Here is a 16,851-nt window from a genome sequence, read left to right as displayed (position 1 = left end):
TCCACGTCGTAAACAGCCAGTACTGGCGCTTTGCCTTAGAACCCAATGTACAGTGATTGCCGCGCAGCACAGCAACGCTACCAAAGTTGTTCCAACTGCACTTGTGGCGCTAGTTGCTAATAGCTGCGCATTGCACTTGCTGAAATAGCGGCGCGCACAACCCGTTTTCAAACAACCTATGAATGGCGCCAAACAGATGACCCTCGAACCTTTCGCCACATGCCGATGGAAACCATTTGCGAAACCATCGAGAAGAATCTGCAGTCGATGCAGCGCTATGCCTTGGCGTGGACTCAGGGGCTTGTGAATCTGAGCGATCGTCGCTCAGGGTGTAAAAGACTATTACGCAGCACAATGTACTAACTGGTTACTTATGTTGCTAAAATCGCGTCTTTGCCCTCTCACCCTCGAGTCCTGTCGACATGAAAAGAGCATCGCGCGCCGCTGGCGCCTCAAGATTTCTCCTGCTGGGCCTGGGCATCGTCATTGCCCTGCTCGGCGTAGCCCTGGCCGTTGGCGGCGCCAAACTGGTCAGCCTGGGCGGTTCCTGGTACTTCCTGACGGGCGGTGTGGCGATGGCCGTTTCCGGCCTGTTGATTGCCCGGCGCAAACCGACTGGCGCGTGGCTGTTCGCGGCCTTTCTGGTGGGCACGGCCATCTGGGCGTTGGCGGACGTGGGCCTGGTGTTCTGGCCGCTGTTCTCGCGCTTGTTCATGTTTGCCGTGATCGGCCTGGTGGTCGCACTGGTGTACCCGCTGCTGGTCGGCCGACCTGCACGCGGCGCCTATGGCATCGCCGCCGTCTTGGCAGTGGGCGTGGCGGTGGCCGCAGGCAATATGTTTGTCGCCCACCCCAGCGTGGCGCCGACCGGCAAAGGCCCCGGCATCACGCCCGTGGCGGCAGCCGATGCACAGAAAGACTGGGCGCACTACGGCAACACCGAAGGTGGCAGCCGCTTCGCTGCGCTGGACCAGATCAACCGCGACAGCGTGAATAAACTCAAAGTCGCCTGGACCTACCACACCGGCGACGTGGCCATCAGCGACGGCAACGGTGCCGAAGACCAACTGACGCCCCTGCAGATCGGCAACAAGGTGTTCATCTGCACCCCGCACAACAACCTGATCGCACTGGACGCCGACACCGGCAAAGAGCTGTGGAAGAACGAGGTCAACGCCAAGTCGGCCGTCTGGCAACGTTGCCGTGGCATGGCGTATTTCGACGCCACCGCGCCGATTGCCCAGCCAACCCAACCCAACAGCTCGCCGATCATTGCCGCCAGCGTGCCGGCCGGTGCGCAATGCCAGCGCCGTCTGCTGACCAACACCATTGATGCGCGCCTGATCGCCGTGGATGCCGACACCGGTAAATTCTGCGAAGACTTCGGCACCCACGGCCAGGTGGACCTCAAAGCCGGCCTGGGCGATGTGCCGGACAGCTACTACCAACTGTCCTCCGCCCCCTTGATCGCCGGCACTACCGTGGTGGTTGGCGGGCGCGTGGCGGATAACGTACAAACCGATATGCCGGGCGGCGTGATCCGTGGTTTCGACGTGATCAGCGGCCAAATGCGCTGGGCCTTCGACCCGGGCAACCCAGAAGACAAGCACGCCCCTGCAGCGGGCAGCACCTATGTGCGCAGCACGCCCAACAGCTGGGCGCCGATGTCGTATGACCCGTTGATGAATACCGTCTTCCTGCCGATGGGCAGCTCCTCCACCGACATCTATGGCGTGGAGCGCACCCAGCTCAACCACAAATACGGCGCCTCGGTACTGGCACTCGACGCCTCTACCGGCGCGGAAAAATGGGTGTACCAGACCGTCCACAACGACCTGTGGGACTTCGACCTGCCGATGCAGCCGAGCCTGATCGACTTCACCCCGCCGGGCAGCGACAAGGCCGTACCTGCGGTGGTGATCGGCACCAAGGCCGGGCAGATCTACGTGCTCGACCGCACCACCGGCAAGCCGCTGACCGACGTGCAGGAAGTGCCGGTCAAGGCGGCGAACATTCCCAACGAACCTTACTCGCTGACCCAGCCTAAATCCGTGGGCATGCCACAGATCGGCGCGCAAACCCTGAGCGAGTCGGACATGTGGGGCGCCACGCCGTACGACCAGTTGCTGTGCCGCATCGACTTCAAGGGCATGCGCTACGACGGCTTGTACACTGCGCCGGGCACCGACAAGTCGCTGAGCTTCCCGGGCTCCCTGGGCGGTATGAACTGGGGCAGTATTTCCACCGACCCGGTGCATGGCTTTATCTTCGTCAACGACATGCGCCTGGGCCTGTGGATCCAGATGATTCCCTCGCAGAACAAGGCCCAGGCGTCTTCCGGTGGCGAAGCGCTGAACACCGGCATGGGCGCCGTACCGCTCAAGGGCACGCCGTATGCGGTGAACAAAAACCGCTTCCTGTCGGTGGCCGGCATCCCGTGCCAGGCTCCGCCGTTCGGCACCCTGACCGCCATCGACATGAAGACGCAAAAGGTCGCCTGGCAAGTCCCGGTGGGCACCGTTGAAGACACCGGCCCCCTGGGCATCCGCATGCACCTGCCGATCAAGATCGGCCTGCCGACGCTCGGCGGTACGCTGTCGACCCAGGGCGGTTTGATCTTTATCGCCGGCACCCAGGATTTCTACCTGCGCGCCTTCAACAGCGGCAACGGTGATGAAATCTGGAAAGCCCGCCTGCCGGTGGGCAGCCAGGGCGGCCCGATGACCTACGTGTCGCCGAAAACCGGCAAGCAATACATCGTCATCACCGCCGGCGGCGCCCGCCAGTCCACCGACCGTGGCGACTACGTCATCGCCTACGCCCTGCCGTAACCCCCCTCTGTTCGCGCGGTGCTCCCGCACCGCGCTTTGTGTTTGGAAAATCCCGCATGACCCCAACTTCTCATCTGTCTTTTGGGCGCCTGATGCTGGGCCTGGCCCTTGCTGCTGCCCTCCCCGTCCAAGCCGACGACACCACCCTGACCGGCGACTGGGGCGGCCTGCGCCGTGAACTCGACGAGCAAGGCATCCGCTTTACCGGCGACTACAGCGGCGAAACCGCCTACAACGCCGACGGCGGCCTGCACCGCGCGGCGCGTTACTCGCAAAACATCAAACTCGGCGTACAGTTCGACCTGGGCAAGCTGTACGGCCTGAACCATGGCGACCGTATCCAGCTGACGATCAACGACCGCCGCGGCACCAGCGCCTCCGAAGACCTGGTGGGCAACCGCCTGCCGATCCAGGAAAACTATGGCGGCCTCTATACCCGCCTCACCGAACTGAGCTATGAGCGCACGCTGTTCACCCCGGCGCTGAACGTCAAGCTGGGCTACATGGCCATGGGCAATGACCTCGGCGGCCTCGACAGCGGCATCCTGTGCAACTTCATGAACGCCGGTTTCTGCGGGCACCCGCTGAACATGTCCGGCGGCAGCGGTTGGACCAACTACCCCAACGCCCGCCTCGGGGCCCGGGTGAAATACGATTTTTCACCGTCCTGGCAATTGCGTGTAGCGGCGTTCAATGTCGACCCGGACAGCAACGGCAACTCCAGCCGCGCCTGGCATCTGGACCCGAAACGTACCACCGGCACCGTGGTGCCGATCGAGCTGGTCTACAAACACGCCGGCCCCCTGCCGGGTGAGTACAAGCTGGGGTATTACTACGACAGCTCCGACGTGAAACGCATCGACAGCGACAAAAAGGTGAATGGCCGCGGTGGTCACTACCTGTTGATCGACCAGGCCGTGTGGGCGTCCACGTCCTCGTCTGGCCGCGTGCTGCACGCTTTCGGCCAGTACTCCGCCGCCAGCGAAGCGGCCTCGCCGTTCAGCCGGTGGTATGGCGCAGGCGTGGTGTTGTACAAGCCCTTCGAAGGCCGCCCGCGCGATACCGTCGCCCTGGGTTATGGCCGCGCGGTACCGAACCCGCGCAGCCGTGAGGTGCAGGAATTGGCGGCGTTCAACGCAGGTACCGACTACCCCAACCTGAACAATGCCGAACAGCTCATCGAGCTCAGCTATGGCTACCAGGCCACACCGTGGCTGACGTTGCGCCCGGATGTGCAATACATCATCGAACCGGGAGCGTTTTCCGGGGAGAACATCGACAACGCGCTGGTGCTCGGTTTGCAGGTCAAGGCAGTGTTCTAAGCGCTGCCCTGCTGGTATTGCCTCGGCGTACAACCGAATTCGCGACGAAACACCGCGTGCAGGTATTGCGCCGACTTGAACCCACAGCTCTGAGCAATATCGGCAATCGCCAGCGCGTGGTTCTCCAGACCCTTGGCGGCAGCCGCCAGTTTGAAACGCAGGATCTCGTCATGCACGCTGCACCCGCGCACCTTGCGAAAGTGCGCTTCCAGCGAGGAGCGTGAGACACCGACATAGGCGGCGACCTGGTCGGTCTTGATGCCCTGGCAAGCGTACTGCCGGATAAACAGCAACGCCTGCATCACGTAGGGGTTGCCCAGGGGCTGATGCAGGCTGGAGGCTTGCACGTTGATGGCGTCCGGCGGCACCAGCACCTGCGTGCCGGTACAGGGCTTGCCATGCAGCATCTGGTGCAGCAAGGCCGCGGCGGTACGGCCCATGGTCTCGGTGCCCTGGATCACCGAACTCAGCGGCACCCGCGTCAGGGTGCGGGTCAGCGGGTCGTTGTCGATGCCGATCAAGGCGACCTCTTCCGGCACCGCAATGCCCGCCGTCAGGCAAGCCTGCAGCAACTGTCGGGCGCGGGCATCGGTAACCGCGACAATGCCGATAGGCTTGGGCAGGCTGTGCAGCCAGGCAATCTGCTGCTCCACCGCGCTGTCCCACAACGGTGCGCTGGTGCCCAAACCGCGATAGATCTGCACCTGCAAACCATCGCGCTGCATCAAGCGGCGAAAGGCTTTCTCGCGCTCCTGGGCCCAGCGATTGGCTTGGGCTTCGGGTAGGCTGAAACAGGCAAAGCGTGTCAGCCCGGCCTCGATCAAATGCTCGTAGGCCAGCTTCATCAAGGCGTGGTTATCGGTGGCCACATAGGGAATGCCCCTGGGGTACGCGCTTGCGTCTTCATAGGAACCACCCACCGCCACCACCGGCAGCTTGCTCCCGGCCAGCGCCTCGCCAATCAGCGGGTCATCGAAGTCAGCAATGATGCCGTCGCCCTGCCAACGCTCGATACCGCGCAGGCGGCAGAGAAAATCCTCTTCCAGGAACAGGTCCCAGGACGCGCGGGTGCTGCTCAGGTAATTGCCAATGCCGGTGATGATGCCACGGTCGTAGATTTTGCTGCCGTTGAAGAGCAAGGCAATGCGGTGCACGGGCGGTAGGGTTTTCATTGTTTTTGTCCTGGGGCCGGTCGGGACAGACTAGACCTCACTGCACAAAATCGCACTACACCTTGGTGATTTTCATAATCAGCAGCCCAGGTGCCGTTGCTAGTATCCAGACACCGCCAAGAACAATAAGGAAAACGCCATGCCGTACTTCCCCGGTGTCGACAAGGTTCGCTTCGAAGGTCCCGACAGCGACTCCGCCCTCGCCTTTCGTCACTACGACGCCAACAAGCTGATCCTCGGCAAACCCATGCGTGAACACCTGCGCATGGCCGCTTGTTATTGGCATACCTTGGTGTGGCCGGGGGCGGATATGTTTGGCATGGGCACCTTCAAGCGCCCATGGCAGCGCAGTGGCGACCCGATGGAGTTGGCGATCGGCAAGGCGCAGGCCGCCTTTGAGTTTTTCTCCAAGCTGGGCATCGACTACTACAGCTTTCACGACACCGATGTGGCACCGGAGGGCAGCTCGCTCAAGGAGTATCGCAACCACTTTGCACAGATGGTCGATCACCTGGAGCGTCATCAAGAACAGACCGGCATCCAGTTGCTGTGGGGCACCGCCAACTGTTTCAGCAACCCGCGCTTTGCCGCCGGGGCCGCGAGCAACCCGGACCCGCAAGTGTTCGCCTTCGCTGCCGCCCAGGTGTTCAGTGCGATGAATGCCACCCTGCGGCTCAAGGGTGCCAACTATGTGCTGTGGGGCGGTCGCGAGGGCTATGAAACCTTGCTCAACACCGACCTCAAGCGCGAGCGCGAGCAGCTCGGACGCTTTATGCGCATGGTGGTGGAGCACAAGCACAAGATCGGTTTCAAGGGCGACCTGCTGATTGAGCCCAAACCCCAGGAGCCGACCAAGCACCAGTACGATTACGACAGCGCCACGGTGTTCGGCTTCCTGCATGAGTACGGCCTGGAGCAGGAGATCAAGGTAAATATCGAGGCCAACCACGCAACATTGGCCGGGCACAGTTTTCATCATGAGATCGCCACCGCCGTGTCGCTGGGGATCTTCGGCAGCATCGATGCCAACCGCGGTGACCCGCAGAACGGCTGGGACACTGACCAGTTCCCCAACAGCGTCGAGGAGATGACCCTGGCCACCTATGAAATCCTCAAGGCCGGGGGCTTCAAGAACGGCGGCTATAACTTCGACTCCAAGGTGCGGCGCCAGAGCCTGGACGAGGTGGACTTGTTCCACGGGCATGTGGCCGCCATGGATGTACTCGCCCTGGCACTCGAACGTGCGGCGGCAATGGTGCAAAACGACCAGTTGCAGCAGTTCAAGGACCAGCGCTATGCCGGCTGGCAGCAGCCGCTGGGCCAAGCTGTGCTGGCCGGAGAGTTCAGCCTGGAGTCGCTGGCCGAACATGCGTTTGCCCATGAACTGAACCCGCAGGCCGTGAGTGGCCGACAGGAGATGCTGGAGGGGGTGGTCAACCGGTTTATTTACCGGTGACAGTCTGGCGAGCGAGCCTGCTCGCGAAAATCGTCAACGATAACGCATGTTTCCTGAATAAATGCGTCGCCTATGGGTTTTTCGCGAGCAAGCTCGCTCCTACACATCACTCATCCGTTAGCCACAACTCCAGTGTTCGCCTAGAGTCTTCACCCAGTGTCTTTCCAACAACAATAAAAGGACGCACCACCATGAAGTCATTCAAACGCACCCTGCTCGCCACTGCCCTGGCCCTGCTCGCGTTGCCGGTGATCGCCGATCCGGCCCATCCTAAAATCGGTTTTTCCATCGATGATCTGCGCCTGGAGCGCTGGTCCCGCGACCGTGACTATTTCGTCGCGGCGGCGGAAAAACTCGACGCCAAAGTGTTCGTGCAGTCCGCCGATGCCAACGAGCAAAAGCAGATCTCGCAGATCGAAAACCTGATCTCCCGGGGCGTGGATGTGATCGTAATAGTGCCGTTCAACGCCACGGTGCTGACCAACGCAGTCGCCGAAGCCAAGAAAGCCGGGATCAAGGTGGTGTCTTATGACCGCCTGATCCTCAACGCGGATATCGACGCGTACATTTCCTTCGATAACGAAAAAGTCGGCGAGATGCAGGCCAACGGCGTGCTGCAAGCGGCGCCCAAGGGCAATTACTTCCTGCTCGGTGGCGCGCCGACGGACAACAACGCCAAGGTGCTGCGCGAAGGCCAGATGAAGGTGCTGCAACCGGCTATCGACAAGGGCGATATCAAGATTGTCGGCCAGCAATGGGTCAAGGAATGGAACCCCACCGAAGCCTTGAGCATCGTCGAAAACGCCCTGACCCGTAATGACAACAAGATCGACGCCATCGTCGCCTCCAACGACGCCACAGCCGGCGGCGCCATCCAGGCCCTGGCTGCACAGAAACTGGCGGGCAAGGTGCCGATCTCCGGCCAGGACGCCGACCTGGCGGCCATCAAGCGCGTGATCGACGGCACCCAGACCATGACCGTCTACAAGCCGCTCAAGCTGATCGCCACCGAAGCCGCCAAGCTCTCGGTGCAGTTGGCACGCAGTGAAAAGCCGACGTATAGCTCGCAGTACGACAACGGCAGCAAGAAAGTCGACACCATCCTGCTCACCCCGACGCCGCTGACCAAGGCCAATATCGACGTGTTGGAGAAGGACGGGTTTTATACCAAAGAGCAGATCGCCGGGCAGTGACCGCCATGGCCAACGATTACCTGCTGCAAATGAACGGCATCGTCAAAAGCTTTGGCGGTGTCAATGCCCTCAATGGCATCGATATCAAGGTACGTCCGGGGGAATGCGTCGGTCTGTGCGGCGAGAACGGTGCCGGTAAGTCCACCTTGATGAAGGTGTTGTCGGCGGTGTATCCGTATGGGACCTGGGAGGGTGAAATCCTCTGGGACGGGCAACCGCTTAAAGCCCAGTCTATCCGTGATACCGAGGCCGCCGGCATCGTCATCATTCACCAGGAACTGACCCTGGTGCCGGACCTGTCGGTGGCCGAGAACATCTTCATGGGCCACGAGCTGACCCTGCCCGGCGGGCGCATGAACTACCCGGCGATGCTGCAACGCGCCGAAGCGCTGATGCGTGAGCTCAAGGTGCCGGACATGAACGTCGCCCTGCCGGTGTCGCAGTATGGCGGCGGCTACCAGCAGTTGGTGGAAATCGCCAAGGCCCTCAACAAGCAGGCGCGCCTGTTGATTCTTGATGAGCCTTCTTCGGCGTTGACCCGCTCGGAAATCGAGGTGCTGCTGGGCATCATCCAGGGCCTGAAGGCCAAGGGCGTGGCCTGCGTGTACATCTCGCACAAGCTCGATGAAGTGGCAGCAGTGTGTGACACCATCGCAGTGATTCGCGATGGCAAGCACATCGCGACCACGGCCATGGCGGACATGGACATTGCGCGGATCATCACGCAGATGGTCGGCCGCGAGATGAGCAACCTCTACCCCACCGAACCGCATGAGGTGGGCGAGGTGATGTTCGAAGCGCGCAACGTCACCTGCTACGACGTCGATAATCCCAGGCGCAAGCGCGTCGATGATATTTCCTTTGTGCTTAAACGCGGCGAAATCCTTGGCATCGCAGGTCTTGTCGGTGCCGGGCGCACCGAGCTGGTGTCGGCGCTGTTCGGCGCCTACCCCGGCCGCTACAGCGCCGAGGTGCGGCTGGACGGCCAGGTCATCGATACGCGCACACCGCTCAAGTCGATCCGTGCCGGGCTGTGCATGGTGCCTGAGGACCGCAAGCGCCAAGGCATCATTCCCGACCTGGGCGTGGGCCATAACATCACCCTGGTGGTGCTCGACACCTACGCGCACCTGAGCCGCATCGACGCCGAGGCCGAACTGGGCAGCATCGACCGGCAAATCGCACGCATGCACCTCAAGACCGCCAGCCCGTTCCTGCCGATCACCAGCCTGTCCGGCGGCAATCAACAAAAAGCCGTGCTGGCGAAAATGCTGATGGCCAAGCCCAAGGTGCTGATCCTCGACGAACCCACGCGCGGTGTGGATGTGGGCGCCAAGTATGAGATCTACAAACTGATGGGCGCACTGGCGGCCGAGGGCGTATCAATCATCATGGTCTCCTCGGAGCTGGCCGAAGTCCTCGGCGTATCAGACCGCGTGCTGGTGATCGGCGACGGCCAACTGCGCGGTGACTTCATCAACGAGGGGCTGAGCCAGGAACAGGTGCTCGCCGCGGCCCTCAGCCAAAACAAAAATAATCGGAAGACCGCGTAGATGAACCAGGTCAAACACCTTTTCACCCGCTACAAAATGCTCGCGCTGGTGATCGCCGTGGCGTTCATCTGGTTGTTTTTCAGTTGGCAGACCGAGGGCGGGTTTGTTACGCCGCGCAACCTCTCTAACCTGCTGCGGCAGATGTCGATCACCGGGATATTGGCGTGCGGCATGGTGCTGGTGATCATCAGCGGCGAGATCGATTTGTCCGTGGGCTCGTTGCTCGGGCTGTTGGGCGGGCTGGCGGCGATTCTTGACGTGGTCTATCACGTGCCGCTGCTGGCCAACCTCAGCCTGGTGGCGCTGTGCGGCTTGATGATCGGCTTGGCCAACGGCTATATGACGGCCTACCTGCGCATCCCGTCGTTTATTGTCGGCCTGGGCGGCATGCTGGCATTTCGCGGGATTCTGCTGGGGATTACCGGGGGCACCACCATTGCGCCGGTGTCGCCATCGCTGGTGTATGTGGGCCAGGGCTACTTGCCTCACACGGTGGGCACAGGGCTGGGTGTAGTGCTGTTCGCGCTGACGCTTTTTTTGACCTGGAAACAACGGCGTAACCGCGCGCTGCATGGCTTGGCCGCGCACTCGTTAATGCGTGACGGGTTACGTGTAGTGCTGATCGGCGCAGTGCTCGCCGGGTTTGTCACCACCCTCAACCGCTACGACGGCATCCCGGTGCCGGTGCTGCTGTTGCTGGTGCTGCTTGGCGTGTTCAGTTACGTCACCCGCCAGACCGTTTTTGGCCGGCGGGTGTACGCGGTGGGCAGCAATATGGAAGCCACGCGGCTGTCGGGCATCAATGTGCAGGCGGTGAAACTGTGGATCTTCGGCATCATGGGCGTGATGTGCGCCCTCGCCGGCCTGGTCAACACCGCGCGCCTCGCCGCCGGCTCCCCGTCGGCGGGAAATATGGGCGAACTCGACGCCATCGCCGCGTGTTTTATTGGCGGTACGTCGATGCGCGGTGGTTCGGGCACGGTGTATGGCGCGTTGCTCGGGGCGTTGGTGATTACCAGCCTGGATAATGGGATGTCGATGCTGGACGTGGACAGTTACTGGCAGATGATTGTGAAGGGCAGCATTTTGGTGTTGGCGGTGTGGGTGGATGTGAGTACGCGGGTGGGAAGGCGCTGAACTCAATTTTTTGCAGCCACCGCATAACTTTTGTGGGAGGGGGCTTGCTCCCGATGAGGGAGTGTCAGTCAGCACATTAGTGACTGACCCACCGCCATCGGGAGCAAGCCCCCTCCCACATTTGTCAGTATTTCAACATTGGGGTGAGTGGCATTTGGTCATGGTTTTTAAAGGGCCGGCAAGGGGTATCCCTTTAAATTTCAGGACAATCCCTGCCGCCTTGTGCGGTCCGTCACTGCCAATTCAGTGATCGGGTTTAATCGCCCGGTATTCCAAAAGGCGCATGACCCACCAGGGTTTTAGGGTGGCTGTGCGCAGGGCGCCCTCGGGTGCGCTGGATTTTGCCTTTTGGCCGGTCGACCAACCTGCGTACAGCCGCCACCCCACGATCCCGCAAAAGACCGCGCCATCGACCACTACCTGCCCACCCAAGGCTTTCACTGCGTCAACGAAGACCTGGGCTTCGAAGATGCCCTGCTCGACAGCGCCTCAGCAACCGCACTGGACTGCGGCGAGCTGCTGCAAAGCCCCGAGCGGGCGAAGATCCTGGCGGTGTGGCATTTGCTGGAAATTGCCAAGACCACGGTGGACTGCTCTATCGAGTGCATGAAACCGCGATAGCGCCACTTTTGTAGGAGCGAGCTTGCTCGCTCCTACAGTGGGGCCAATTGGCTTAACTGGACGCTCACACCGTCAAGCATTCTGCGCAGTCCCATCCGCCGTTTCATGAGTGGTAACCACTAAATAAAGCGCCATCAGGACAGCAACCAACAAGGCCACTAGCATCGCCATCAACACGCCCGTGTTTTCAGCTACGTGCGCCTTGAAGCCGATCACTTCCTCATACACCCGAACCTGCGCCACACCATCGCTGGAGCCGATATGCACGCCTTGCGCCTTGAGTGCTTCCAGATCACCCTCAAAATAAATCCAGAGTTTGTAGACGCCATTTTGCACAATCGAAGGGATCTCCACGCTGCTGGTCAGTTCGGGCTTCACCGTTTCGTTGTGTGAGTCATCCCTGATCTGCACCAGCCCCTTGGCGGGCAGCTTGATATGAACGTCCTTGACCACCTTGCTACCGGTGTTCTGCAAATGGATGAATAGCCTGACCGGGTAGTTGTCGGGCCCTTTTTGGAAAGGCTTGTCGAAGATCGAGAGATAAGGTGCCTGGACTAGGTCAACCATCTTATCGATCTGTTCATGGCTCAGCGCATCGCCAGCGACCCGTTTAATGCTGTCATAGACAGTGCCATATTTGAGCGTTTCACCCGCTTTAGCCAGGCGCTCGGAGAATTGGCTGGGCGTGCTCTGGTAATGGTAAGAGAGATCGGCTTCAAGTTTGGTGTCGTCCTTAAACGCCACATAAATCGCGGTGATGGACGCCATGCAAGCCAGCAAGGCCACCAGAAATTTTCCGACTTTTTCCCAACTCAACGTAGTGCTTCCTTATTTATGATCTTGGTCGTATCTGCTACCTGCATGAGCGTGCCCACTTCCTACGCGCCGAGCAAGCGAACTGCGTGCACTTGCGCACCGGCTCCCTGTACCAACCGATCTACGGGATTTTTTCCGAGGGATATTGCGAAGAAACACCAAAAGTCCATAATGGACAAATAAGTTTACCTCGGAGACATCGCACTGGCCAATGCCCTGTACCCACTCCAGCGCTGATCCCCCTTTTTCAGGAGACATTCATGAGCCAGGCAGACTTCATCATCATCGGCGGCGGCATTGCAGGCGCCTCCACGGGTTTCTGGTTGTCGCAACACGGCACAGTGCTGGTGCTGGAGCGCGAAAGTCACCCGGGCTATCACTCCACCGGGCGCTCGGCGGCATTGTATACCGCCGCGTATGGCACCCCGCAGGTGCGGGCGTTGACCCTGGCCAGCCGTGAGTTTTTCGATCACCCGCCGGCAGGCTTTTGCGAGCATCCATTGCTCACGCCACGCGGCGAACTGACGGTCGATTTCAACGGCGACCCGGCGGAACTGGAAAGCCAATACCTGAGCGCCAAAGCCACCGTAGCGCAAGTCGAACGCCTGAGTGCCGACCAAGCGTGTGCTCGCTTGCCGATCCTGCGCCGCGACAAGGTCCACGGTGCGATTTATGATCCAACCGCCAGCGATATCGACACCGATGCCCTGCACCAGGGCTATTTGCGCGGCATCCGTCGCAACCAGGGCCAGGTGCGCACCGACAGCCATGTGCTGGGCTTGAGCCGCGACGCCGACGGCCTGTGGCAGGTGCGTACCCAGGACGCTACATTCACTGCCCCCCTCATTATCAACGCCGCCGGCGCCTGGGCCGATCACATCGGCGGGCTGGCCGGCGCGGCGTCCATCGGCTTGCAGCCCAAGCGGCGCTCGGCATTTATCTTCGCCGGGCCCGAGGGCCAGGACACCCATGACTGGCCGATGCTGGTGGCCCTGGACGAAGCGTTCTACATAAAGCCCGATGCGGGCATGTTCCTCGGCTCGCCGGCCAACGCCGACCCGGTGGAGCCGCAGGATGTACAGCCCGAAGAATTGGACATCGCCATGGGCATCTACCAGATCGAGGAAGCCACCACCCTGAGCATCCGCCGCCCAACGCGGACCTGGGCCGGCCTGCGCAGTTTCGTCCCCGACGGCAATTTGCTGTGCGGCTTCGACCCCGTGGTGCCAGGGCTGTTCTGGGTCGCGGCACAAGGCGGCTACGGCATCCAGACATCGCCGGCCATGGGCCAGGCGAGTGCCGCACTGGTGCGCGGCGCACCGCTGCCCGAGCCTCTCACGCGGTTCGGCCTGGACGCTGGCAGGCTCTCCCCCGTCCGCCTGGAGCCGCATTGATGAACACCGCTGAACACGACAAGGTGATGCAGAACTTTCGCGTGATCGCCGATGCGATCGCCACGCTGTTTTTTCCCCACGCGGAAGTCGTCCTGCATGACCTGCGCACGCAAACCGTCGATTACATCGCCAACAACCTGTCCAAACGCAGCGTCGGTGACGACTCGGCGCTGGAGGACATGCTCGACGGCGACGTGAGCGAGGTGAATATCGGCCCTTACGAAAAGCTCAATTGGGACGGTCAGAAAATTCGCAGCCTGAGCAGCGTACTGCACGACACTAAAGGCCGCCGTCTCGCCGTGCTGTGCATCAACCTGAATATCTCGTTGTTCGAAAACGCCAAGGCCGCGCTGGACCTGTTCCTGTCGCCAAGCAAGCTGATCGCGCAGCCGAAGGCGTTGTTTCGCGATGACTGGCAGGAACGGATCAATACCTTTTTGCATGCCTGGCTGCGCGAGCGTCAGTTGAGCCTGAACGTGCTCAACCGTGACCATAAACGCGAGTTGGTGCTGGCGCTGCATGCCGAAGGCGCTTTCAAGGGCAAGAGCGCCTCCAACTACGTGGCCAATGTGCTGGGCATGGGCCGGGCGACGGTCTACAAGCATTTGAAGGAACTAAAGGGTTGACCTCTTTCTGATGACAGCGCCGATACCCTGTGGGAGCTGTCGAGCCCCGGCGAGGCTGCGAAGGGGCCGGCAGGGTCAACATTTTCAGAGCCTGACCCACCGCTTTCGCAGCCTCGCTAAAGCTCGACAGCTCCCACATTGACCGCGTCCTTCCCTGCTTCAGTCGCCGTAGATATCGGTCTTGAAGTAGTGCTGTGAAATCTTCTGGTATTCGCCATTGGCGCGAATGCCGTCGATGGCCGTGTTCAACTCGCTGACCAGCGCCGTATTGCCTTTGCGCACGGCAATCCCCGCGCCCTCTCCTACGTATTTCGGGTCCTTGAGTTCCGGGCCGACAAAGGCGTAGCCCTGGCCGCGCGGCATCGACAGGAAGTCAGTGAGCGGGATGGTATCGGCAAAGATCGCATCCAGGCGCCCCGCCGCCAGGTCCATGTAGATTTCTTCATTGTTGCTGTAGCGCTTGACGTTGATGCCCTTGGGTTCAAACACCTCGGTGGCATAGCGGTCAGTGGTGGTGGCGCGTTGTACGCCGATGGTCTTGCCCTTGAGGCTGGCGTACTGGTCATCCACCACCGCGCCGTCCTTCATCACCAGGCGTGACGAGGTGAAGTAGTACTTGTGGGTGAAGTCCACCGACGTCTTACGGTCTTCGTTGATGGTCATGGACGACAACGCCATGTCGATTTTCTTCACTTTGAGGGAAGGAATCAGGCCATCGAACTCCCCTTCTACCCACACGCATTTGACTTTCATTTGGGCGCAGAGGGCATTGCCGATGTCGTAGTCGAACCCAACGATCTTGCCGTCTTGAGTCTTGGACGCGAACGGTGGGTAAGCAGCCTCGATGCCAATGCGCAGGGTTCTCTCGGCGGCCAGCAGGTGGCTGGAGGCGAACAGGCTCAGGGCCAGGGCGGGGATAAGGTGGCGTTTCTTCATGAGCGGGTTCTCGCAAGTTGTTGTTGGTTTGGCAAGAGTGAAGAAAGGGAACGCGGGGAAAGCACTTTTGTACTTATAAATCCATACTGGACTTTTATGTTCAATCCGTCAATTCAGCAAACCAGCAAAAAAAGTGCGAGGAGGCTTGCTCCCGATGGCGGTGTTTCAGACACAGATACAGTGACTGACACTCCGCTATCGGGGGCAAGCGCCCTCGCACATTCAAGCCCTGCGACGCAGGTTAAACCCTACTTCGATACCGGCATCGCAAACTCCGCGCCCTGCTCAATGCTCTCCGACCAACGCTGCATGATCGACTTCTGCTTGGTGTAGAACCGTACACCCTCGGTGCCATAGGCATGCATGTCGCCGAACAGGCTCTTCTTCCAGCCACCAAAACCATGCCAGGCCATCGGCACCGGGATCGGTACGTTGATGCCAACCATGCCCACTTCGATACGCCGCGCAAACTCGCGGGCGATGTTGCCGTCGCGGGTAAAACAGCTGACGCCGTTGCCGAACTCGTGGTCATTGACCAGCTTCACCGCTTCGGCAAAATCGTTAACCCGTACACAGGCCAGCACCGGGCCGAAGATCTCTTCGCGGTAGATGCTCATGTCTTGAGTCACGTGGTCGAACAAGGTCGCGCCCAGCCAGAAACCATTTTCCAAACCGGGTTCGGACGGTGTGTAGTCACGGCCGTCGAGCAACAGGTGCGCGCCCGCTTTTACGCCCTGCTCGATGTAGCCACTGATGCGCTCCAACGCTGCCCGCGATACGACCGGGCCCATTTCGGCCTTGAGGTCGCGCCCGTCGGTGATACGCAGTTGCTTGGCGCGTTCGGTCAAAGCGGCGATCACCTTGTCTCCCACATCGCCCACCAGCACCGCCACCGAGATCGCCATGCAACGCTCGCCGGCACTGCCGTAAGCGGCGCCCATCAGAGCATCGACGGTGCGGTCGATGTCCGCGTCGGGCATCACCACCATATGGTTTTTCGCGCCGCCCAGGCCCTGCACGCGCTTGCCGTGGCGGGCGCCGGTTTCATAGATGTATTGGGCAATTGGCGTGGAGCCGACAAAACTCACGGCCTTGACGTCGGGGTGTTCGAGCAGTGCGTCCACCGATTCCTTGTCACCCTGCACCACGTTGAACACGCCTGTGGGCAAGCCCGCTTCACGCAGCAGCTCGGCCATGAACAACGAAGCGCTCGGGTCGGTGGGGCTTGGCTTGAGGATGAAGGTGTTGCCTGCCGCGATGGCGATGGGGTACATCCACATCGGCACCATCACCGGGAAGTTGAACGGCGTGACGCCGGCCACCACGCCCAGGGGCTGGCGCATCGTCCAGTTGTCCATGCCACGGGAGACCTGGTCGGAATGTTCGCCCTTGAGCAGGTTGGGAATACCACAGGCGAATTCGAGAATATCGATACCCCGGTCGACCTCACCCTGGGCGTCGGTAAAGACCTTGCCGTGCTCGGCGACAATGATGCGTGCCAGGTCGTCCTTGCGCTCACGCAGCAGGTGCAGGTATTCGAACAGCACGCGGGCACGGCGGATTGGCGGAGTGTCGGCCCAGCCGGCGAACGCAGCCTGGGCGGCGGCGACGGCTTCGGACACGGTCTGGCGGCTGGCCAAGGCAACACGGCCGGTCACGGCGCCAGTGGCCGGGTTGTAGACGTCCTGATAGCGATCATCGCGGCTCACGCGCTGGTCATTGATGTAGTGCTCGATCGTGGTGGTCATGGCAGTTGATCCCAGGTGAGTGGCGTTGGGACACACGATAGGCTTT

Annotated in this window: 13 protein-coding genes; 9 read left to right on the top strand and 4 right to left on the bottom strand. The window is 60.9% G+C overall.

The window, feature by feature from the left end; genetic code table 11:
• Positions 1-422: 422 nt before the first annotated feature.
• On the top strand, positions 423-2,831 hold the full coding sequence (locus M5B43_RS11970; RefSeq protein WP_248750306.1) for a glucose/quinate/shikimate family membrane-bound PQQ-dependent dehydrogenase: 2,409 nt from the start codon (positions 423-425) through the stop codon (positions 2,829-2,831).
• A gap of 56 nt (positions 2,832-2,887) precedes the next feature.
• Entirely contained in the window at positions 2,888-4,153 is a 1,266-nt protein-coding gene (locus M5B43_RS11965) for a carbohydrate porin (RefSeq protein ID WP_248750305.1), read from the top strand.
• Here the strand turns inward: M5B43_RS11965 and M5B43_RS11960 are convergent.
• The gene (locus M5B43_RS11960) at positions 4,150-5,325 is read right to left on the bottom strand and encodes a XylR family transcriptional regulator (RefSeq protein ID WP_248750304.1); all 1,176 of its coding nucleotides are present in this window, start codon (positions 5,323-5,325) and stop codon (positions 4,150-4,152) included. The genes M5B43_RS11965 and M5B43_RS11960 overlap by 4 nt on opposite strands.
• A gap of 139 nt (positions 5,326-5,464) precedes the next feature.
• On the opposite strand from M5B43_RS11960, the gene xylA reads away from it, so the two are divergent.
• From xylA to M5B43_RS11935, 5 genes are all read left to right on the top strand, one after another.
• Entirely contained in the window at positions 5,465-6,781 is a 1,317-nt protein-coding gene (xylA, locus tag M5B43_RS11955) for a xylose isomerase (protein ID WP_248750303.1), read from the top strand.
• A gap of 191 nt (positions 6,782-6,972) precedes the next feature.
• Positions 6,973-7,974 (top strand): D-xylose ABC transporter substrate-binding protein, encoded by a 1,002-nt coding sequence (gene xylF, locus M5B43_RS11950; RefSeq protein WP_248750302.1) that lies wholly within the window; start codon positions 6,973-6,975, stop codon positions 7,972-7,974.
• A gap of 5 nt (positions 7,975-7,979) precedes the next feature.
• Positions 7,980-9,527: a D-xylose ABC transporter ATP-binding protein gene (xylG, locus tag M5B43_RS11945; protein WP_248750301.1), complete on the top strand. Its 1,548-nt coding sequence runs from the start codon at positions 7,980-7,982 to the stop codon at positions 9,525-9,527.
• Positions 9,528-10,664, top strand: a complete 1,137-nt coding sequence (locus M5B43_RS11940) for a sugar ABC transporter permease (protein WP_248750300.1) — start codon at positions 9,528-9,530, stop codon at positions 10,662-10,664. It abuts the gene before it with no gap.
• A 348-nt stretch (positions 10,665-11,012) separates the two neighbouring features.
• Positions 11,013-11,285, top strand: a complete 273-nt coding sequence (locus M5B43_RS11935; RefSeq protein WP_248750299.1) for a hypothetical protein — start codon at positions 11,013-11,015, stop codon at positions 11,283-11,285.
• 72 nt (positions 11,286-11,357) lie between these two features.
• Here the strand turns inward: M5B43_RS11935 and M5B43_RS11930 are convergent, their stop codons facing one another.
• On the bottom strand, positions 11,358-12,101 hold the full coding sequence (locus tag M5B43_RS11930; RefSeq protein ID WP_248750298.1) for a hypothetical protein: 744 nt from the start codon (positions 12,099-12,101) through the stop codon (positions 11,358-11,360).
• 260 nt (positions 12,102-12,361) lie between these two features.
• Here M5B43_RS11930 and M5B43_RS11925 point away from each other — a divergent pair, with 260 nt between their 5' ends.
• Both M5B43_RS11925 and M5B43_RS11920 read left to right on the top strand, forming a co-directional pair.
• Entirely contained in the window at positions 12,362-13,495 is a 1,134-nt protein-coding gene (locus M5B43_RS11925; RefSeq protein ID WP_248750297.1) for an FAD-binding oxidoreductase, read from the top strand.
• Positions 13,495-14,121: a PAS domain-containing protein gene (locus tag M5B43_RS11920; RefSeq protein ID WP_248750296.1), complete on the top strand. Its 627-nt coding sequence runs from the start codon at positions 13,495-13,497 to the stop codon at positions 14,119-14,121. The genes M5B43_RS11925 and M5B43_RS11920 overlap by 1 nt, the downstream gene beginning before the upstream one ends.
• A gap of 159 nt (positions 14,122-14,280) precedes the next feature.
• On the opposite strand, the gene M5B43_RS11915 is transcribed toward M5B43_RS11920, so the two are convergent.
• Together M5B43_RS11915 and M5B43_RS11910 are read right to left on the bottom strand one after the other, a co-directional pair.
• Positions 14,281-15,057 (bottom strand): ABC transporter substrate-binding protein, encoded by a 777-nt coding sequence (locus M5B43_RS11915; RefSeq protein ID WP_248750295.1) that lies wholly within the window; start codon positions 15,055-15,057, stop codon positions 14,281-14,283.
• Between the two features lie 248 nt (positions 15,058-15,305).
• Positions 15,306-16,805 (bottom strand): CoA-acylating methylmalonate-semialdehyde dehydrogenase, encoded by a 1,500-nt coding sequence (locus M5B43_RS11910; protein ID WP_248750294.1) that lies wholly within the window; start codon positions 16,803-16,805, stop codon positions 15,306-15,308.
• Positions 16,806-16,851: the final 46 nt, after the last annotated feature.

Source organism: Pseudomonas sp. MWU15-20650 (assembly GCF_023242475.1).
Lineage (GTDB): Bacteria > Pseudomonadota > Gammaproteobacteria > Pseudomonadales > Pseudomonadaceae > Aquipseudomonas.
This window is presented reverse-complemented; position numbering and strand designations above follow the sequence as displayed.